The sequence below is a fragment of the Bacillus kalamii genome (assembly GCF_047238185.1).
Classification (GTDB): domain Bacteria; phylum Bacillota; class Bacilli; order Bacillales; family DSM-1321; genus Bacillus_AD.
This window is the reverse complement of record NZ_JBDFMI010000001.1, coordinates 796,809-816,007: the sequence shown is the minus strand read 5'-3', so window position 1 is coordinate 816,007 and position 19,199 is coordinate 796,809. Positions and strand designations below refer to the sequence as shown.

At 42.0% G+C, this 19,199-nt stretch carries 20 protein-coding genes and 1 other annotated feature; of the genes, 1 reads left to right on the top strand and 19 read right to left on the bottom strand.

All coding sequences use genetic code 11. The features are described 5' to 3' along the window. Positions 1–282 precede the first annotated feature (282 nt). From ABC357_RS04080 to rpsU, 19 genes are all read right to left on the bottom strand, one after another. A complete protein-coding gene (locus ABC357_RS04080; protein ID WP_412886276.1) occupies positions 283–1,098 on the bottom strand; it encodes a pyruvate, water dikinase regulatory protein in 816 nt (271 codons plus the stop codon). Positions 1,099–1,121: 23 nt separating this feature from the next. Further along, entirely contained in the window at positions 1,122–1,754 is a 633-nt protein-coding gene (gene ccpN / locus ABC357_RS04075; protein ID WP_412886275.1) for a transcriptional regulator CcpN, read from the bottom strand. 138 nt (positions 1,755–1,892) lie between these two features. Continuing rightward, positions 1,893–3,965, bottom strand: coding sequence for a glycine--tRNA ligase subunit beta (gene glyS / locus ABC357_RS04070; RefSeq protein WP_412886274.1), 2,073 nt, complete (start codon positions 3,963–3,965; stop codon positions 1,893–1,895). Next, positions 3,958–4,848, bottom strand: coding sequence for a glycine--tRNA ligase subunit alpha (glyQ, locus tag ABC357_RS04065; RefSeq protein WP_412886273.1), 891 nt, complete (start codon positions 4,846–4,848; stop codon positions 3,958–3,960). The genes glyS and glyQ overlap by 8 nt, the downstream gene beginning before the upstream one ends. Positions 4,849–4,944: 96 nt before the next feature. Then, positions 4,945–5,127, bottom strand: a binding site (T-box leader). Positions 5,128–5,211: 84 nt separating this feature from the next. Then, complete coding sequence (recO, locus tag ABC357_RS04060; RefSeq protein WP_412886272.1) at positions 5,212–5,964, bottom strand: DNA repair protein RecO; 753 nt, start codon at positions 5,962–5,964, stop codon at positions 5,212–5,214. Positions 5,965–5,998: 34 nt separating this feature from the next. Continuing rightward, positions 5,999–6,139, bottom strand: coding sequence for a YqzL family protein (locus ABC357_RS04055; protein WP_412886271.1), 141 nt, complete (start codon positions 6,137–6,139; stop codon positions 5,999–6,001). A 393-nt stretch (positions 6,140–6,532) separates the two neighbouring features. Continuing rightward, entirely contained in the window at positions 6,533–7,450 is a 918-nt protein-coding gene (era, locus tag ABC357_RS04050) for a GTPase Era (RefSeq protein ID WP_412886270.1), read from the bottom strand. Further along, positions 7,443–7,841, bottom strand: coding sequence for a cytidine deaminase (locus ABC357_RS04045; protein ID WP_412886269.1), 399 nt, complete (start codon positions 7,839–7,841; stop codon positions 7,443–7,445). Before ABC357_RS04045 ends, era begins: the two co-directional genes overlap by 8 nt. 123 nt (positions 7,842–7,964) lie before the next feature. Next, positions 7,965–8,345: a diacylglycerol kinase family protein gene (locus tag ABC357_RS04040; protein ID WP_412886268.1), complete on the bottom strand. Its 381-nt coding sequence runs from the start codon at positions 8,343–8,345 to the stop codon at positions 7,965–7,967. Then, on the bottom strand, positions 8,326–8,799 hold the full coding sequence (gene ybeY / locus ABC357_RS04035; RefSeq protein ID WP_412886267.1) for an rRNA maturation RNase YbeY: 474 nt from the start codon (positions 8,797–8,799) through the stop codon (positions 8,326–8,328). Before ybeY ends, ABC357_RS04040 begins: the two co-directional genes overlap by 20 nt. Before the next feature lie 9 nt (positions 8,800–8,808). Continuing rightward, positions 8,809–10,959, bottom strand: coding sequence for an HD family phosphohydrolase (locus ABC357_RS04030; RefSeq protein WP_412886266.1), 2,151 nt, complete (start codon positions 10,957–10,959; stop codon positions 8,809–8,811). Positions 10,960–11,384: 425 nt separating this feature from the next. Continuing rightward, positions 11,385–12,371 (bottom strand): PhoH family protein, encoded by a 987-nt coding sequence (locus ABC357_RS04025; RefSeq protein WP_412886265.1) that lies wholly within the window; start codon positions 12,369–12,371, stop codon positions 11,385–11,387. A gap of 3 nt (positions 12,372–12,374) precedes the next feature. After that, positions 12,375–13,574: a sporulation protein YqfD gene (gene yqfD / locus ABC357_RS04020; RefSeq protein ID WP_412886264.1), complete on the bottom strand. Its 1,200-nt coding sequence runs from the start codon at positions 13,572–13,574 to the stop codon at positions 12,375–12,377. A gap of 173 nt (positions 13,575–13,747) precedes the next feature. After that, entirely contained in the window at positions 13,748–14,029 is a 282-nt protein-coding gene (yqfC, locus tag ABC357_RS04015) for a sporulation protein YqfC (RefSeq protein ID WP_412886263.1), read from the bottom strand. 94 nt (positions 14,030–14,123) lie between these two features. Beyond that, on the bottom strand, positions 14,124–14,681 hold the full coding sequence (locus ABC357_RS04010; protein ID WP_412886262.1) for a hypothetical protein: 558 nt from the start codon (positions 14,679–14,681) through the stop codon (positions 14,124–14,126). A gap of 56 nt (positions 14,682–14,737) precedes the next feature. Further along, positions 14,738–15,724, bottom strand: a complete 987-nt coding sequence (gene floA / locus ABC357_RS04005) for a flotillin-like protein FloA (RefSeq protein WP_412886261.1) — start codon at positions 15,722–15,724, stop codon at positions 14,738–14,740. 8 nt (positions 15,725–15,732) lie between these two features. Continuing rightward, the gene (locus ABC357_RS04000; protein ID WP_412886260.1) at positions 15,733–17,061 is read right to left on the bottom strand and encodes an NfeD family protein; all 1,329 of its coding nucleotides are present in this window, start codon (positions 17,059–17,061) and stop codon (positions 15,733–15,735) included. Between the two features lie 300 nt (positions 17,062–17,361). After that, positions 17,362–17,808: a GatB/YqeY domain-containing protein gene (locus ABC357_RS03995; RefSeq protein ID WP_412886259.1), complete on the bottom strand. Its 447-nt coding sequence runs from the start codon at positions 17,806–17,808 to the stop codon at positions 17,362–17,364. Between the two features lie 14 nt (positions 17,809–17,822). Beyond that, positions 17,823–17,996 carry a 30S ribosomal protein S21 gene (rpsU, locus tag ABC357_RS03990; protein WP_026692851.1) on the bottom strand — a complete coding sequence of 58 codons (174 nt, stop codon included), beginning with the start codon at positions 17,994–17,996 and terminating at the stop codon, positions 17,823–17,825. Positions 17,997–18,234: 238 nt separating this feature from the next. On the opposite strand from rpsU, the gene ABC357_RS03985 reads away from it, so the two are divergent. Beyond that, complete coding sequence (locus tag ABC357_RS03985; RefSeq protein ID WP_412886258.1) at positions 18,235–19,161, top strand: Na/Pi symporter; 927 nt, start codon at positions 18,235–18,237, stop codon at positions 19,159–19,161. The last annotated feature ends 38 nt before the right edge of the window (positions 19,162–19,199 follow it).

The following is a 19,199-nucleotide window of genomic DNA, read 5'->3' as shown; positions in this document are numbered from 1 at the left end:
TTTTTATTTCTCCATTTCCCCTCAATTTCCTTCTTTCGAAAAGGTAACTTTAAAAAGAGCGGCCATATGTCGAATTTTTTTCCGAAACAAACTTGACTTTCTTATAAATATAGTTTATTCCTTCAGGGGCAAGTCTAAACCTGTTGTTTATTCTTTTTATCACAATTTTTCATTATAGTATATAAAAAAACAAAAATCTATAGCCTTTAAAGATCATTTATAGCGAAAAAACGAATTTTCACGCTAAAAAAGCACCTCCAAAGTGCTTTTTTAGCGTAAGTTTTATTTTTTATTCTTTTTGATGGTTTCAATAATAGTATTGGCAGTCTCTTCGATCGCTTTATTGGTCACATCAATCACCGGACAATTCAATTTATGAATCACCTTTTCAAAATATGTCAGCTCTTCTTTAATTCTTTCGAGGTTGGCATAGATGGCATGGTCGCCAAGGCCGAGCGTTTTCAATCGCTCTTTCCTGATATTGTTCAGTTTTTCCGGACTAATTTTCAAACCGATGCATTTCTCTGGGGCAACCAAAAATAATTCTTCCGGAGGTTCAACTTCAGGAACAAGCGGTACGTTCGCAACCTTATATCGTTTGTGCGCCAAAAATTGGGACAGCGGTGTTTTGCATGTTCTTGAAACACCCACCAATACGATATCTGCACGAAGGATTCCCCGCGGATCGCGTCCATCATCATACTTAACCGCGAATTCTATGGCTTCTACCCTTTTGAAATAGTCTTCATCCAACTTGCGGACTAGCCCAGGCTCATAAACGGGTTCCAGCTGGAATTGCTCCTGAAGTGTATCAATTAATGGGCCGATAATATCGTAATATACAATCCCTTCTTCTATTGCCCGTTTAATCATATATTCACGGTCTAAAGGCCTTACCAATGTAAAAGCAATGATGCCATTGTTCAACTTGGCTAATGAAATCACTTCATCGATATGTTCCGGGTTTTCTACATATGGTATTCTCTTAATTTTTACGTTTATATTCGAATTCATGAATTGGCTTACAGCGGCCTTTGTTACCAGTTCTGCTGTTTCACCTACTGAATCAGATACAACATAGATAATTGATGCACTCATAAATGCCCTCCCCCAGCAAATAATTATTCTTCCGTCGCTAGTGCAACAAGCGCTTTTGTAATATTCGTTTTTGTGATGCGCCCGACTACTTCATAGCCGTTGTCCTTTTGTTTGACAACCGGAAGAGCATCTATTTGCTTCTCGATTAGTTTTTTAGCAACCTCAAGTATTTGGTCTTCTTTAGTACACATCGCAATATTAGGCATGCGAGTCATAATGATATTGACTGGAATCGTTGAAAGGTCTTGTTTGCCTAGACTGGCACGAAGTAAATCTTTTCTGGAAAGGACCCCGACTAACATTGATGTTTTGTCTGTGACGAAGAGGGTTCCCACATCTTCCAGGAACATCATACAGATGGCATCGTAAACGGAGATGCTGTCATTGACGACGACTGGGATGGATTGATAATCCTTGACGTACAATTTGGCTAAATTATCAGTCAACAACTGTGTGCCTGATTTTCCACTGTAAAAATATCCGACACGCGGGCGAGCCTCGAGGAATCCCGCCATCGTCAGGATTGCTAAATCAGGACGTAGCGTTGCCCGTGTCAAATTTAAACGCTCTGCAATATGTTCCCCGGTAATCGGGCCATTTTCTTTTACTATTTGCAAAATATGCTCTTGGCGTTTATTAAGTTCGATTGTACTCACCACCCTACTAAATTATACAGAAAGTAAGTCATACTATATGTGAATATTATAACTTACTTATCCGTTAATAAAAAGTAAGACATACAAATGTACGTCTTACTTTTTCAGTTACCAGTCAATGTTAGGTAAATGGCATCTTTATATGGATAACACTTTATTCATATAGGCAAAGCTTCCGATTACGTCGCTGATCTCCTTCATTAAGGATAATCGATTATGCCGCAGAGCTTCGTTTTCGTCCATGACCATCGTATGTTCAAAATATGGCTGGATGTCCCCTTTCAATGAAGCCAGCAATTCATATTGCGCTTGTGCATTTTGGCTCATGCTGTATTCTTTCTTAACCGATTCAAAGGTACGGTATAAAGCAGTTTCCCACTCATTTTCAAATAGAGCTGGGTCGACACTTGCTTCACCATCAAGCTTCACAGCAATATTCATGATTCGGCTCAATGCCTCCATCGTTTCCTTGAAATCAGGTTCATTCTTTGCTTTTTCAAGGACTGCTGCACGATGGACCAAGCTTGATACATTGCCGATCCCCCCTGAAAGAACTGCGTCAACTAGATCATGTCGAATGTTCATTTCAGCCAATAAATGTTTAACGCGTGCAGCAAAGAATGTAAGCATATCTTCACGGATAACAGATGCATCCTTTTTAGCGATGCCTTGGTCAACCACTAAGGCAAGAGCCATATCAACCAACTCTTCAAGTGTAATATCCCAATTTTTCTCCAACAGAATCTGAACGATCCCGCTCGCTTGTCTACGCAATGCATAAGGATCCTGAGAGCCGGTCGGAATAATACCAATTGCAAAGCATGAAGCGATGGTATCCATTTTTTCAGAGACGCTTACAAGAGCCCCAATTTCACTCGCCGGCACAGAATCCTCTGCATGGCGCGGCATATAATGTTCATTGATAGCTTGCGCTACTCTTTCATCTTCCTTCATAATGCGCGCATAGCGTTCCCCCATATATCCTTGCAGTTCGGGGAATTCATAAACCATGTTAGTAACAAGATCGAATTTGGCAATTTGGGCTGTCCGGTCAGCCAACGCTGTGGTTTGCTGATCTTCTTCCAACTCAGCGCCAAGCTGATTGGTTAGTTTACGAACGCGTCCAACCTTTTCAGCCAGCGTACCGATTTCCTCTTGGTAAACAATGGTGTCCAGCTTTTTCAAATACGTATCGATATCTTTTGTCTGGTCTTCCCTATAGAAGAACGCTGCATCGGCAAGGCGTGCGCGAAGGACCTTCTCATTGCCGCGCGCTACGATTTCAATGCCTTCCTTATTTCCGTTCCGTACAGTCACAAAATGAGCCAACAATTGGCCTTCTTTATTCATGACAGGGAAATATCGCTGGTGTTCCTTCATACTTGTAATTAATACACGGTCAGGCAACTCCAGGAACTCATCCTCGAAGGAACCAAAAAGGGCTGTAGGATATTCTACAAGGTTGTTCACCTCTTCCAATAAATCTTCATCGACTGGAATAACCCAATTTTGGTCTTCTTCAAGTTGCTTCAACTGATTACGGACCAATTCTTTTCTTTCAGCTGCATCGGCAATCACAAATTGCTCTCTCATGATTCGTTCATAATCAGCAGGCACATTGATTTCGACTTCACCGCCAAGGAAACGATGCCCTCTTGACATTTTTCCGGTTGCCACATCTGTAATAGAGAACGGTATGACTTCATCGCCGAATAATGCGACTATCCATTTGATTGGGCGGACGAAACGCAAGTCATAATTTCCCCAACGCATATTTTTCGGGAAAGACATAGATTCAATCAGATCTTTCAATTGAACCAATAGATCCTTTACATGTTGGCCTTTAGTGAACTTTTCAACATGGGCATACTCTACGCCTTTGATTTCTTTAAAGTAAATGTCTTCAACGCCCGCCCCTTGGCCACGTGCAAACCCCATTGCCGCTTTGGACCAATTGCCTTCAGCATCCAATGCGATTTTCTTGGCAGGGCCTTTTGCTTCCTCCTGCATATCTTCCTGCATTTCATTGACTCCGCTCACAAGCACAGCAAGCCGGCGAGGTGTAGAGTACATGTTTACCTCTTCATAGGCAATATTATTCTCTTTCAACCAGTTGACTATTTTATCGGTTAATTGGCGGATACTGTCTGTTACGAAACGTGCCGGCAGCTCCTCCAAACCCAGTTCAAGCAATAAGTCTCTCTTATTCATGATTGTTTTCTCCCTTCCCTTTTAGAATTGGGAAACCAAGTTTTTCACGTTCCTCGTAGAATGTTTTAGCTATTTTACGGGCTAGATTACGGCATCGCGCAATATAACCAGTCCGTTCCGTCACAGAAATAGCACCTTTTGCATCAAGCAAGTTGAACGTATGGGAACATTTCAATACATAGTCATAAGCTGGATGCACCAACCCTTGCTCCATTTGTGCATGTGCTTCTTTTTCGTACATATTGAATAATTCAAACAACATTTCCGTATTGCTTGTTTGGAATGTATATTTTGAATGTTCGAATTCCGGCTGTCCGAAAATATCGCGTACAGTAAATCCTTCTGTCCATTCTAAATCGAACACGTTTTCCTTGTCCTGAATATAAGATGCCAAGCGCTCAATGCCATATGTGATTTCCACAGAGACAGGCTTGCACTCCAATCCCCCTACTTGTTGGAAATAAGTGAATTGGGTGATTTCCATCCCATCCAACCAAACTTCCCAACCTAATCCTGCACAGCCAAGCGATGGGTTTTCCCAGTTATCCTCTACAAAGCGGATATCATGCTTTAATGGATCAATTCCTAACGCGCGCAAAGAATCCAAATATAACTCCTGAATATTATCTGGCGATGGCTTCATAATTACTTGAAATTGATGGTGTTGATACAATCGGTTTGGGTTTTCGCCATACCGGCCATCTGCCGGCCGTCGTGATGGTTCAACGTAAGCCACGCTCCACGGCTCGGGTCCTATCGCTCTTAAAAATGTGTACGGGCTCATAGTACCTGCACCTTTTTCTGTGTCATAAGCATTCATCAAAATGCATCCTTGTGCAGACCAATGCTTTTGTAATGTGACAATCATATTTTGAATATTCATCGTGCACCTCCAATTAATATAAAAACAATTGCTGACCTTTCTATCATCAAGAATTTTTTCAAGAACACAAAAAACTCCCGCCTCTATGCCTGTCAGCATAGGGACGAGAGTTACCCGCGGTTCCACCCTAATTGCTGTTTTACAAGAAAACAGCCTCTTTTCGTTACACTCCATTTGCTCCGGAACGCCTTCTCTGCCTATTTACAGCCCGGCTTCCACCAGTTCCGGGTTCGCTATGTATAAAGGGAGACAGATACTATTTTCCATCACAGCAATATTGCAGTTTATGATATATAGCATTTTATCCAATGTAAACCCCTATTGTCAATAAGGCACTAGCATTTTTTTAATTATATGTACCGACTAAATAAGCCCATCAAGTTTATTCAGCTGCTTTAAGAATTTTTTGGATTTCAGGGTGATCCCTGAATAATTGTCATAATATAAATCAATCACCTGACGGATTTCCTTCTTTGTTTCCTCTTTTAAAGAAATCGTCCCCAGCTTGGCCAGGTCAAAATAATAAAAAAGCCGAAGCAGCTTTAATGTCTGAAGGGACAACGGAATTCTATAAGGATCTACGTCCTTGCAACGGTGGCATAAAAATCCACCCTCACGGACTGAAAAAGAAAACTCCCCTTCCCCTTCGCCGCAATGGGCGCAGCGGTCAAGAATCGGCGGGATGCCAAGAACACTTAACATCTTCCACTCAAATACAGCTGTTATAACCTCAGGATCATAGCCTTCATCTATATGGTTCAGAACTTGATAGAGCAATTCAAATAAATAAGGATTTGCTTTTTTTTCATCCGTTGCTTTATCAAGCAATTCTATGACATATGAAGCATAAGCTGTCGCAACAAGGTCTTCACGGATATGGCGGAAAGAGGATATGCTTTCCCCCTGTGACAGACTGCCTAGACCTGTTGAGGTCTGCACAAGAAAGTATCCATAATAAAAAAGCTGGGTGACGGCAGAGAACCGGCTATTCGGTTTATTGGCCCCTCTTGCCATCACACCAATCTTCCCCCATTCACGTGTATAAATGGTTATGATCTTATTATTTTCCCCGTAATCGATCCGGCGAATGACAATGCCCTCACATTTTTGTATCAAGACAAGTCACCTTCTTTGGACAGCCCGAAGATCGTCAGGAAATTGGAAAGTTCAAATCTGCTAGTTCTTCGGTTACATCATCAACAGGTTGATGCTCATACTGAATCTCTTTAAACAGAAGATACGTATCGATGCTTCCGGTCTCTTTAAACACATTCCAGGTAAAATCCAACATTTAAATCCCACCTTCATTGTCTTTGCTAGCAAGCTGATATCCAACTACCTTCTTATCTTCACCATCCTCATATTTTTAATAAGCTGTAAAAATTGTTAATTACTCAGAAAAGCGGAGAACGCCTGGTAGCCCCGACACGCTTAAGGCATGGACAGATCAAAGGCCGCTCTTTGCCTTTGTACTGGCCTTGACTTAAGATCTCGAGGGGCTGGCGCTCGCAGCAGGACCACAGAAAAGCGGAGAGCGGCTCAGTAAGGTCCGACAAGCTTAAGATAAAGCTGCCTCAAAGGCTGTTGTTGGCCTTTGAGCAGATTTGGCTTAAGACCTCGAGGGCCTAGCCGCTGCAGCTGGACTATAGAAAAGCGGAGAACGCCTGCCTACTGCCCTTATATCTTAATACTCATCATCACGAAAACCGTAGTCCCTTAAGACAGTGGCTTTATTGCGCCAATCTTTTTGGACCTTGACCCAAAGTTCAAGAAAAACCTTCGACCCCAATAAAGATTCGATATCCGCACGTGCCCGCTGTCCGATTTCCTTAAGCATGCTTCCTTGCTTACCGATAATGATTCCTTTTTGAGAACTGCGTTCCACGATGATCGTCGCCATTACATTAATAATGTCTTTATCTTCTCTTTTTTTGATGGAATCGATCATGACAGCGATACTATGAGGCACCTCTTCGCGCGTTAAGTGCAAAGCCTTTTCGCGTATTAGTTCTGAAATGATGAATCTCTCTGGATGGTCCGTCACTTGGTCTGCAGGATAGTATTGCGGCCCCTCAGGCAATCTTTCCTTTATGGCAGCGAGCAAAGCTTCAATATTATTTCCCTGCAAAGCAGAAATAGGGACTATTTCCGAGAAATCCATTTTGGCTTTGTATTTTTCAATTAAAGGCAGTAATTCATCAGGATGGACTTCATCAATTTTATTCACTACTAAAAAAACAGGCGTTTTCACTCCCTGAAGCTTTTCCATAATGAATTCATCGCCCTTGCCGATCCCTTCGACTGCATTGACCATGAACAAAATGACGTCTACTTCACGAAGAGTATTGGTTGCCACTTTCATCATGAAATCACCAAGCTTATGCTTTGGCTTATGGATCCCCGGCGTATCAATAAAGATCATTTGGGAATCGTTCTCGGAAAGAACGCCCTGAACCTTATTTCTTGTCGTTTGGGGCTTATCGCTCATGATGGCAATCTTTTGCCCAATAACCTTATTCAAGAAGGTGGATTTCCCGACGTTCGGTCTCCCTATGATTGAAATAAACCCTGATTTAAAGCCATTTCCACTATAATTATTCATGTAAATCCTCCGGTGAGAAGGCGCCCGGCAATAATTCCGCTACTGTTGTTTCCTGTACATCCCCTTTTAAATTGGTCAATATGACCGGCATATCCTTGGGGCATAGTTCAGAAATAACCTGTCTGCATGCTCCGCAAGGTGAAACAGGTCCAGGAGTATCAGCAACGACTGCCAGTGCCTTAAATTCTTTTTGACTATGCGCATATGCAGAGAATAGCGCAGTTCTTTCGGCGCAATTGCACATGCTATATGCTGCATTTTCTATATTGCAGCCATGAAAAACAGTACCGTCTTTTGTCAGCAACGCTGCCCCCACTTTAAAAGTAGAATAAGGAACATATGCTTTTTCACGGGCTTTATTTGCTTCAGCTATCAATTGGTTTTTATCCATCGTTAAAATTCCTTTCCTAATGGGCTGTTTTCAAAGAAACTGCATATCAGCCATGCGGCACCCTTGCAGGATCACCATGTCCCTATATTTTTTAAAGGAACGTGGAATAACAGTATATCCCTATTAAGCAACGATGCTCAACACTTTCGGAAAAAAAATGATGCAACCTACCACAAATGCATACAAAGAATAGACAAGTACTGCCCCGGCTGCCACATCTTTAGAGATTCGCGCTAATTCCCGATATTCTTCGGTCACTAAATCAACCGCCGTTTCCACGGCTGTATTCATCATTTCCAACGCTATGACACCTGCGATGCTAGATAAAACAAACAACCATTCAACTATTGACAAAGAAAAATAGAACCCGGCTAAAATAACAAGTACAGCCATCGAACAATGGATTTTCATGTTCCGTTCCTTCATAGACCAGAAAATCCCAGCGGCTGCAAAGCCTACACTTTTTCTAAATGTATGTTGTTTATCACTCTCTGGATAGGCCATAGTTTTCTAACAGTTCTTTCTGTTTAGTAAACATAATGACTTCTTCTTCTTTTTCCATATGGTCATAACCCAATAAATGCAAAAATCCGTGAAGGGCAAGGAAACCAATTTCCCTATCGAAGCTATGGCCGTACTCTTCTGCTTGTTCTCTGGCCCGGTCTACAGAAATAATCAAATCTCCAAGCATTCTCGGCATGTCATCGCCGCCGATAATTTCAATTTCTCCTTCGCCCATTTCTTCCAACGCAAAGGAAATGACATCAGTTGCCGAATCCTTATGCCGGTATTCCCTATTGATTTCGCGTATGGCATCGTTATCGACAAAAGTGACGCTTAATTCACTCTCTCCCCCAATCCCTTCCTCTTTTGCTGCAAATTGCAGCAAACCGCTAATCAAATCGGTTTCTTTTTCGCTTATTTCGGCTGTTTCATCTATAAAATCAATAGACAGCATTCTCAACACCTACTTTGATTCATTTTTACTGTCAGGATATTCAATCCGTGAATGGAAAAAGCCATTCATTGTTTCACAAAGTGTCTTTTCTACCTTGTCCAATTCTTGCATGGTTATATCACATTCCGTGAACTGATCATCATTGATCCGATCATGGATAATGCTTTTCACAAGAGACTCGATTTTTTCCCTTGTCGGCTGTTTCATCGAACGTACTGCAGCTTCCACGCTATCCGCAATGGAAATGACAGCAATTTCTTTTGTTTGCGGCTTAGGGCCCTTATAGCGAAAATCATCCTCATTCGCCTGGTCATCCATTTCCTTAGCCTTATAATAAAAAAACTTCAAAAATGTAGTGCCATGGTGCTGCTCGGCGATATCAACAATTTCCTTCGGCATTTTTTCTTTTCTGAGCATTTTCGCACCGTCAGTTGCGTGCGCAATAATTATGTCCCTGCTGGTTTCCGGGCGCAGTTTATCATGTGGGTTATCCATATTCATCTGGTTTTCGATGAAGAACTGCGGGCGCCTTGTTTTCCCTAAGTCATGATAATAGGAGCCGACTCTTGCAAGCAATCCATTGGCACCGATTGCTTCACAAGCTGCCTCAGAGAGATTGGCCACCATGACGCTGTGATGGTAAGTCCCTGGGGCTTCCGTCAGAATTTTGCGCAACAATGGGTGGTTAGGGTTCGATAATTCGATCAACTTCATTGTCGATAAAATGCCGAATCCCGCTTCAAAAAACGGAAGCAGTCCGATTGTCAATACAGCAGCCGACAATCCTGATACAAATGCAGCAATTACATAGAATAGATAATCCCCCCTGGACATCTGGACATCCATGATAAAGGATAATGAAAAAATGATCACGACATGGATCAACGACAGCAGTATGCCCGCCTGAAATATTTTAGAGCGAAGATTCTTTGTGGAAATAATCAATATGGAAGCTACGCCGCTCAATAAAATATAAAAGGCAATTGTCACATTAAAACTCGATGTTAACGTATCATTAAATATTACCGCCCCAAATATGCTCAAAATCAAAGTCAGTGTGATCGCATACCGGTCATCCAATAATATTTTTAGAAGCATCGTGCCCATTGCGACAGGAATAAAGTAACTTAGATCACGCGTTTCGATTCCGCCCAAAAGCGATATCATTTTAATAATAAACAATGTAATGATATAGACCAAACTAAAAATGAGGATATGGCTATGCCTATGTTCATTTTTCTTCTCAAAAATACGATAAAAATAAAACATGAAACCAAAGACAAAAGCCACAAGCATAGCTAGTCCGATATAGGGCATGAGCGATTTATCAGAGTCAAGCACACCGGCCAATTTCAGATTGCGGTAAACATTTTGGTCAATTAACTGCCCTTTCTCTACAATGATGGCTCCCTGCAGAATCTTAACCGGCTCAACATCTTCCACAGCCTTGTCCCGCTTTTCTTCAGTCTTCTGAGGGTCGAAGAAATAATTCTGTGTGACAGCAAAGCGCCCTAGATCGATTGCTCCTTTTTTCGCATCACTGTTCATGGAAGTGAACTGCAGCTCATTTTCCACCATTTTTTTGGAGTTTTCTACTTCATTTGCTGGAATTTTATTGCTCATAATTGAGTTAATGGCTGTCACAGTCACATCTTTAGCTACCTTTAATTCATCGACATTTGCCTTCAATAAATTCCTATACACATCATCGGATAGTTCATTATTGACATCATCGGTCAATTTTTTCTTTAAGAGGGAAACTTCTTTCTGCAATAATTTTGATTTTTCTTCTGCCGACATGGATGCACGGTCTTCTTCTTTTCCTTCACTCTCCTTCTTCACATCTATAACACTGTCAAAAATGGAAGAAATAAGATCGACTCTATTTTGTGCATATTCTTTTTTCAAGGTGTATTCATCAGGCACTTGCTTACGGGCTTCTTCTTTTTCCTGGTTTGTCTTTTCCGTATCTTCTACGGTTTTCGGAGACCGAATCGTCTCATCCGACACCTTAAAAAGCTCTACATCGATTTTTTCTGGAATTACATTCGATAGCATGGCAAGGTACGAAACCAAGCCTAAAATAACAAACAGCAAAACTTGAAAAAGCGTATGTTGAAGCAAGGATTTCATTTTTGACATGAATTGATTGATATCCATAATTATTTATTTCCTCCGAATCATACCATTAGCCATTCAGTGGCCGGACGATTTGTGAATGGACAACCTTTTATACAAAGGATAGCAGTTTTTATCAGAAGTTTCACTATCGTATTGCCCAATATGAAGAAAAATGACCAAATGCCCCCTTTTTCCGAAAAAGGACATTCCGATTCCGGCAAATAACATAAGCGGAATGTGCCCGCTCCCCTCCCTCCGACAAGCATAAAACCTTTAGGGGGTGGCGCTTGCAGACGGAAAAGAACAAAGGTATCCACAAGTCGAGAATTTGATTATTGCTTAATAAAAAAGAACCGTTGCTGCCTCAAACAGCAGACGGTTCCCAAAAAGTATGTATGGCAAGCATGTTGGTACCTGCTGCCGGATACTTATGTAATACAGAAATAGTTAATCAGCAATTACGCCTATTCTTTATCTTTTGGGGACTGGTCTGAATTGTACTGTTCATAGGCTGTTACAATTCTACCCACTAATGGATGCCTTACTACGTCGCTGCCATCCAAAATGGTAAAGTTTATACCCTTTACCCCTTTAAGGATGTTGGTTGCCTCCACAAGGCCTGATTTAGCCTTATGCGGCAAATCGATTTGTGATACATCTCCAGTAATGACCATTTTCGATCCGAACCCAAGACGTGTCAAGAACATCTTCATTTGGGCCTCTGTTGTGTTTTGTGCTTCATCCAGGATGATGAATGCGTCATCCAGCGTCCGCCCCCTCATATAGGCAAGAGGCGCTATTTCTATGATGCCTCGCTCAATCAGGCGTTGTGTATGTTCTGAACCCAAAATATCATTTAATGCATCATACAGGGGACGAAGGTATGGATCTACCTTTTCTTTTAAATCGCCAGGCAGGAATCCCAGGCTTTCACCAGCTTCCACTGCAGGGCGCGTCAGTATAATTTTATTGACCTTGCCACTCTTCATTGCCGATACGGCCATCACAACCGCAAGATAGGTTTTACCAGTGCCTGCTGGACCGATTCCGAACACAATATCATTTTTCTTAATAGCTGATATATAATCCTTTTGGCCAAGCGTTTTGACACGGATTGGTTTCCCTTTGACCGTCTTGGCTATCTCTTCATCATACATTTCCTGGAAATACTCAAGTGTTCCCTTCTTGCTTAGCTCAACAGCGTATCCGACATCTCTTGTACTGATCTTAATTCCCCGCCTAATGACTGCAAGGAGGGCCCTTATAATAGCAAAGGCATTTTCCACATCGTCAGAATCTCCACCTACAGAAATGCGTTCTCCGCGCGTTATGACGGATACGTTCAATTCGTTTTCCAATACTTTCAGGTTACTATCCGATATTCCCAACAAAGCAATGGCTTCATTCGGATTTTCTAGCTGAATGTCTATCATTTTTTGATCTTCTGTCATTCCTTAGTCTCCTTGAATAATCGGTCGTTCGATCGCAATATTTTCTAGTACTTGGTAATGTATATATACTATAACTGTACCATTCTCAATTCCTTCACGCAAAACTTTTTGGCCAATTATCCTACTATTTTTAGGGATTTCTTTTTTTAAATCATTTAGAGCGATTTCCTGCGCTTTTTTCAATGCTTCTTTTTTTGTATATTCCCTGACTATGTCATTTTTATCCCGGTAGGTGACCGTTTTGTATGTGAATGGCAATTCCCATCCTAAAAAATAGAGGGGCTTATCCACTTCTTCTTTTACCTTCTTTTTGTAGTTCGGCGTCTTAAAGCCCCAGAACGGTAATGCCGCTTTGCCTACCCCTATAAATCTTTTCGTATATTCTTCCCCTGAAAAGATGGAAAAATGTGTTTTTAAAGGGATTTGAACATCTGCTTTATACCACACTTCCCCCATCACTTTTCCTTCAGCAGGAATAAGAACATGATTTTTTTCTGTATTCGGATTCGTATTGATATTACCCTTTACAAGCAGCTGGCCTTTTTGTACAAAGTCGTTGACTTGGACAACAGCTTTTCCTTTTTCTACAAGCAATTGCTTCACAATCGCTTTCTTCCCCGCCACCAAATTTTGCCTATCCTTTGCAGGCAATCGTTTCGGCTCCTTCTTTTCCACTACTTGCAAATGATAGGTCGTCCCTTTCAGCTCCACACCTACCCAAGTAAGAGCTCCAATCTCGTGCGTCAATTGGCGTTGAATATCATCGGATCCCCCCACTGCAAACTGGAACTTTCCTTTCTGCACACCCATTTTCGTCAATTCTTTCCTGATCAAATGCTCCGTTTCTGGTTTGGCCCCTGCTATCTCAATATTCCAGATTACATTGGACAATAAAAACAAGCACAGAATGAACAGGAGAAAGCCTATCAAAAAGCCGCTATTCAATAGTAAGCGCCTAAACAAAAAAGGCAACCCTTCCCGCTTCATGAACGAAACTTTGCACTCGTGCCTGCGAAGCACAGCTCTCATTTTGCCAATATGGGATAAATTCATTTTGAACATAATAGTATCCCCATTAATCCGTTTCATTTCCCAAATAAAAATGTCTCTGCGGACTAAATCATTTACGAAGCGTTCAGCCCCTTTGCCAGTAACCTTTACTTCCACATTTCCGGCATAAAAGTGTATCCATTGGTTTTTCACTACGTTCACCCTTCCTGGTTTTCCGGATAACTTGTCCAGTTTGTACGAAAAAACAGAGTGCCTCTTAACCGGCTATGCCCTTCGTTTCTTACCGGCAGGATGCGCTCCCGATTGGTTATTATTTTATGGAAGCTCCTCCTACTCTTGTAGAGAAGCCAAAAGCTCCCTTTTTATCAAGGTAAAAAGGCAACTGACTGAATGGTTCCTTCAAGCATGATTTCTTCAGGCAATATTGCTTTTATGACTAAATCCTGCCCTTTTATCAATAATTGGCCCTGTTTCAGAAGAAGCCTTATTTCTTCCTCTGAAAATGCGATTAGGCCCCGATGGTTTTCAATATATATATGTAATTGGCCTATCATGGTAATGCGCGGGAGATCCATCATGACATCATTTGGAAGATTAATGGAGTCCGAAATCATTTGTTTTAGTTTTTGCTTCCACTTATTGGCCATAAAAAAAGAACCCCCTTTCTACTCAAATGTATGAGTAAAAAGAGAGTTCTAGCACTTCTTTTTCTATAAAACAAGCTATTCCGGATGGAATGGCTTACTTCATTTTATGATACGGCTTTTTAGCACGGGGCGGGCCCAAGATTTCCGACATAACGATGCCATTGACCAATTGATTCTGGCTGAATCTGCCGTCACTTGCATCCTTTTGCACTCGAATAGACGCCGAAATACTTTCAGACCGGGCAAGTTTCTCCTCGTAAACTCTAAGCTTTTGCTGCAAATCCTCCATCTCATCATGGAAAACTTCCTTTACCTCTTCCGCTTTTGGCGCGGGGGCTTTATGAGTGTAGGTTTCCGCCATCTGTCTGGCCTGTTCAATTTTCTTTTCAGCCGCCTGCTTCAAAGTAGTTCTCGCCTGTTCCATTTTACCGGAGGTCCGAGGACTATGGGATGAATGCGGTTGGTTCTTCCGGGTATCCGCCCGATGATGCTGGCCAGTTGATGGACCAGTACGATGCGTCGTTTGCGCAGGACCTTGACGGTGCTGGGTGCGGCGTGATTCTTCTTTCTTCTTTTCCCTTCCAAACAGAGAACTCAAAACTCCGATCAGTATAATGATCAAAAAGGGATTATCCGTTAAAAAATCAAGCATAAGGAGGAACCTCCTTTCCTGGTAAACCTCATTTCATGCTATGAACGCATGGAGTATTACTTTTTCTTATCATCATGTTGGGACATGTTTGAGATAGATCCACGCATTTCAGTATCTGCATTGATATTTTGGTAATTCATATAATCCATAACACCAATATTGCCATGCTTCAAAGCATCCGCAAGCGCCAACGGCACTTCCGCTTCAGATTCGACCACTTTGGCTTTCATCTCTTCTACTTTCGCTCTCATCTCTTGTTCCTGGGCGACAGCCATTGCACGGCGCTCTTCTGCTTTGGCCTGGGCGATTTTTTTATCCGCTTCAGCTTGGTCAGTTTGTAGCATAGCACCTATATTCTTGCCCACATCAACATCCGCAATATCAATGGATAAGATTTCAAAGGCAGTGCCTGAATCCAATCCCTTCGAAAGGACTGTTTGAGAAATGCTATCCGGATTTTCCAGCACTTGTGCATGGCTTTCTGAAGAACCGATTGTTGATACAATCCCTTCACCGACACGGGCTACAATCGTTTCTTCACCGGCACCGCCGACTAATCGTTCGATGTTGGCACGAACCGTAATTCTTGCTTTCGCCTTCACTTCAATACCATTCATCGCAACACCGGCAATGAATGGTGTTTCAATTACCTTAGGGTTGACGCTCATTTGTACGGCTTCCAATACGTCACGTCCGGCCAAATCAATGGCAGCAGTACGCTCGAAGCTTAATTCGATATTTGCACGCTGGGCAGCAATCAAGGCATTGACAACACGGTCAACATTACCGCCAGCTAGATAATGGCTCTCCAGTTGATTTGTCGATACATCCAAACCTGCTTTATGCGCTTTAATCAACGGATTGACAACACGGCTAGGGATTACACGGCGAAGCCTCATCCCCACTAATGTAAAGATACTGACCCTGACACCCGCAGCCAATGCTGAAATCCACAGCATTACAGGTACGAATGTAAAGAATACAGCTAATACTACGATACCGATAAAAATTGCCACTAACAGCAATACTGTTTCTGAACCCATTCCTATACTCATCCTTCCTCATTCTTCTTTATTTCTCTTACAACTATACGCGAGCCTTCCGTTTTAACAATTTTCACTTCACTGCCTGTCGGAATGAAACTGCCTTCTGTTACAACATCTATGCGCTCCTCATCAATAAATGCAATTCCAGAGGGTCGGAGCGGCGTGACAGCAACACCGGTTCTGCCTATTAAGTCTAACCGGTTGATATTGGAAACATAACCGCTTTCACTATTTGTCGAATCTGTTAAAATCATTCGTCTGAAAAATTTCATTTGTTTACCAAACACCTTTACCATTAGGATTGATACTGCTAAAGATACCACAAGCGCTATAAGTATGGATATAGCCATATGCGTATTGCTCTCGCCGGCTATAAACAAACTGCCCACAATCGCCGCAAAGCCTAAGGTCCCGACCACTCCTCCTGGTATAATGAGTTCTAGTAAAATTAACGCGATCCCTATGACGAATAAGACAAGAGATTCATAACCTGTCAAGCCTGCCACTAAGTGGCCATAGAAAAACAGAAATAATGAAGTCAATCCTGTTAAGCCGGGCAAACCGAAGCCGGGTGAAAACAGCTCAATAACCAAGCCCAGGCAGCCAATAGTCAACAATATCGGGATGACAACAGGATTTGTCAAATACCTTGCCACTTTTTCAGCAAAGCTTTCATCCACATAGCGGACATCCGCCTGATCATATTTAAGCTTATGGAGCAGCTCTTTTTGATTCTTGACAGTCCCTTTGCTGTAGTCTACCTCTTGTGCCTGCTTATCAGTCAGAGTCAACAGCTTCCCTTTACCAGCGCCATATTGATCAAGCGTGTTATTTTCATCCGCCATCGCCAAGGCAAATTTTGGATCGCGGTTGTTTTGCTCTGCCGCCGCTTTCATGGCAGCCTTCCAGGCAGACTCAGCCTTCTTGCCTGCTGCATTTCCTTTTTGGTCAATAATGGCTGCCGCACCCATAGTTGCGTTCGGCGCCATGTATATTTCGTCTGCATTTAAGGCTAGATACGCCCCTGCAGAAAGTGCGTGGTTATCAACCCAAGCAATTGTTTTGAGACTCGTCTCATTGAACAGCTTGGCGATTTTCCAAGCGGACTCAACCGATCCTCCCGGCGTATCAATCTTAAAGATAATTGCCTCAGCTTGATTTTCCTCAGCCTCATGGATTGCTCTCTTTAAAAACGCATGAAGGCCGTCTTCGACTGTTTCTTCAACAGGTACTATATATACTTTTTCTTTACTTGCGCTTGCCTGCGCTGGTAAAAAGGACACGCCAAACAAGAGCAGCAATAGAAAAAGGGGAACCCACTTGCGCACAACCATTCCTCCTTTCCTGAAAATCATGCATGTTACCATTTTATACGATTAAACAACGTAAAGGTTTCATTTATCTTGTTTATTTTTTGCCAATTATCCTCAATTCATGAAACGGCGCTTTTGGGAACAGCAGCACTCGCCCCATTGGCTATATGCCAGTTTGCGCGGATATCAGCCTACAATCATTATACTTGTTTTAAGCACTCTTTAAAACGGACTATTCAAAAAACAAAAGACCGGGAATTCCCTTTACGATTATTGGGTAATTTAAAAACCGCAAGGTATCCTTGCGGTTTTTAAACGAGTTTAAGATAGATGTTGTTGTACTAATTTATTCACAAGAGAACCATCTGCTTTGCCTTTTACTTTAGGCATCAATGATCCCATTACTTTACCCATATCAGCTTTTGAAACAGCTCCAACGCTTTGGATCGTTTCAATCACGATTTGTTCTACTTCTGCTGCTGTAAGCTGCTGAGGCATATATACTTCTACGTATTTGATTTCGGATTGGACTTTTTCAACTAGATCTTCGCGATCTGCGTTTGAAAACTCTTGGAGAGAGTCTTTACGTTGTTTCAATTCGCGAGAAAGGACTGTCAACTCTTCCGCTTCCGTCAACTCATCAACTCTAAGTGCATACGCTTCATTCTGAAGTGCAGCCTTAAGCATACGAATGACAGAAAGCTTGTCTTTTTCCTTGTTCTTCATCGCTTGTTTCATGTCATGGTTTAAACGATCGAGAAGACTCATACTACCACCCTCTCTTACCATTTACGTTTTCTAGCTGCTTCAGACTTTTTCTTACGTTTTACGCTTGGCTTTTCATAAAATTCGCGCTTTCTTGCTTCTTGTAAAGTACCTGTTTTAGATACTGTACGTTTGAAGCGGCGAAGAGCATCTTCAAGTGATTCGTTTTTACGAACTACGGTTTTAGACATCTCTATCCCTCCCTCCGAACACAACACACTAACTCAAGATGTAACTTGTGATTACACCAGTTACTTATCGATTATAATATAAGGATAATATAAGGTCAACTACTTCTCCTAAAATCATGAAAGTAAGTTTCAAGAAATAAGACATTCAGACTAAAAAGAGCCTTTAAGCCCTGCTTTCTTTTTTGTTTTATGCATGTCCCGGAATCCCCGAAATAAAATGGTACAGAGGGGTGATTCTTTGCGGGAAATCTTTCTGTTCATTTTATATATCCTATTATTTTTATGCAGTATGGTCTTATTGAGGAATGGGCTGTTCAAGCTTACAGGACAAACACTGCACAGGCGGCTTCAGCAATTGACCGATACGCCGGTGAAAGGATTTTTTACAGGGGTTATCTTTACAGCTCTCCTGCAGAGCAGTTCTGCAGTTATGGTCATGACCATTGGACTGGTTTCAGTTGAGGCGATAACCTTCAGGCAAAGTATCGGTATTATTTTAGGGAGCAACATCGGCACAACTGTTACAGCCGAATTCATGTCCTTCTCTTATGGCCCCATCATAGGCCCCGCCCTATTGATCGGCTTCATCATGATGCTTTTTAATCTTCCGAAAATACGGCATGGCGGCATGGCTCTTTTTGGACTCTTTATGATTTTTTTCTGCATCAGTAAATTCACAGCTCTTTCTGTCCCACTAATGAATATTGACGGTATATCTGCCCTATTCCACAAAGCCGATCAACATCTCTTTTTAGCTATCCTTTTGGGCGCCGCCATAGCAGCTACTATTCATTCCGGCACAGCTACTATTGCCATCGCTATGGGTTTCCTTTCATCAGGCCAATTGACTGCTGAAACAGGGATAGCTATCATGCTGGGCTCTAATATCGGCACATGTATTACCGGGTATATTGCAAGCCTTGGAGCTGGACAAGCGGCCAAATGGACGGCCTATGCCCACATATGGCTTAATGTTCTCGGAGTCTTGCTGTTTTACCCTTTTATTCACACACTTCTTCATATGGCGATGTCGCTCACTGATGATCCGGCAAAACAACTGGCTCATGCAGCTGTTATCTTTAATGTTATCTGTTCGCTTCTTGTCCTTCCTTTTACTCGTTTATTTTCTTCATTTATTACAACGGTTCACCGGAAACGAGTTTAATAGCTGCAACAAAAAAACAGACATCCATTCAATGTCTG

What these genes read in the sequence shown, in the direction of transcription:
- ABC357_RS04080 (WP_412886276.1), bottom strand. Translation starts at nt 1,098, where the DNA reads ATGAGTGCATCAATTATCTATGTTGTATCTGATTCAGTAGGTGAAACA.
- glyS (WP_412886274.1), bottom strand. Translation starts at nt 3,965, where the DNA reads ATGAATAAGAGAGACTTATTGCTTGAACTGGGTTTGGAGGAGCTGCCG.
- glyQ (WP_412886273.1), bottom strand. Translation starts at nt 4,848, where the DNA reads ATGAATATTCAAAATATGATTGTCACATTACAAAAGCATTGGTCTGCA.
- ABC357_RS04055 (WP_412886271.1), bottom strand. Translation starts at nt 6,139, where the DNA reads ATGTTGGATTTTACCTGGAATGTGTTTAAAGAGACCGGAAGCATCGAT.
- era (WP_412886270.1), bottom strand. Translation starts at nt 7,450, where the DNA reads ATGAATAATTATAGTGGAAATGGCTTTAAATCAGGGTTTATTTCAATC.
- ABC357_RS04045 (WP_412886269.1), bottom strand. Translation starts at nt 7,841, where the DNA reads ATGGATAAAAACCAATTGATAGCTGAAGCAAATAAAGCCCGTGAAAAA.
- ABC357_RS04040 (WP_412886268.1), bottom strand. Translation starts at nt 8,345, where the DNA reads ATGGCCTATCCAGAGAGTGATAAACAACATACATTTAGAAAAAGTGTA.
- ybeY (WP_412886267.1), bottom strand. Translation starts at nt 8,799, where the DNA reads ATGCTGTCTATTGATTTTATAGATGAAACAGCCGAAATAAGCGAAAAA.
- ABC357_RS04030 (WP_412886266.1), bottom strand. Translation starts at nt 10,959, where the DNA reads ATGGATATCAATCAATTCATGTCAAAAATGAAATCCTTGCTTCAACAT.
- ABC357_RS04025 (WP_412886265.1), bottom strand. Translation starts at nt 12,371, where the DNA reads ATGACAGAAGATCAAAAAATGATAGACATTCAGCTAGAAAATCCGAAT.
- yqfC (WP_412886263.1), bottom strand. Translation starts at nt 14,029, where the DNA reads ATGGCCAATAAGTGGAAGCAAAAACTAAAACAAATGATTTCGGACTCC.
- ABC357_RS04010 (WP_412886262.1), bottom strand. Translation starts at nt 14,681, where the DNA reads ATGCTTGATTTTTTAACGGATAATCCCTTTTTGATCATTATACTGATC.
- floA (WP_412886261.1), bottom strand. Translation starts at nt 15,724, where the DNA reads ATGGGTTCAGAAACAGTATTGCTGTTAGTGGCAATTTTTATCGGTATC.
- ABC357_RS04000 (WP_412886260.1), bottom strand. Translation starts at nt 17,061, where the DNA reads ATGGTTGTGCGCAAGTGGGTTCCCCTTTTTCTATTGCTGCTCTTGTTT.
- ABC357_RS03995 (WP_412886259.1), bottom strand. Translation starts at nt 17,808, where the DNA reads ATGAGTCTTCTCGATCGTTTAAACCATGACATGAAACAAGCGATGAAG.
- rpsU (WP_026692851.1), bottom strand. Translation starts at nt 17,996, where the DNA reads ATGTCTAAAACCGTAGTTCGTAAAAACGAATCACTTGAAGATGCTCTT.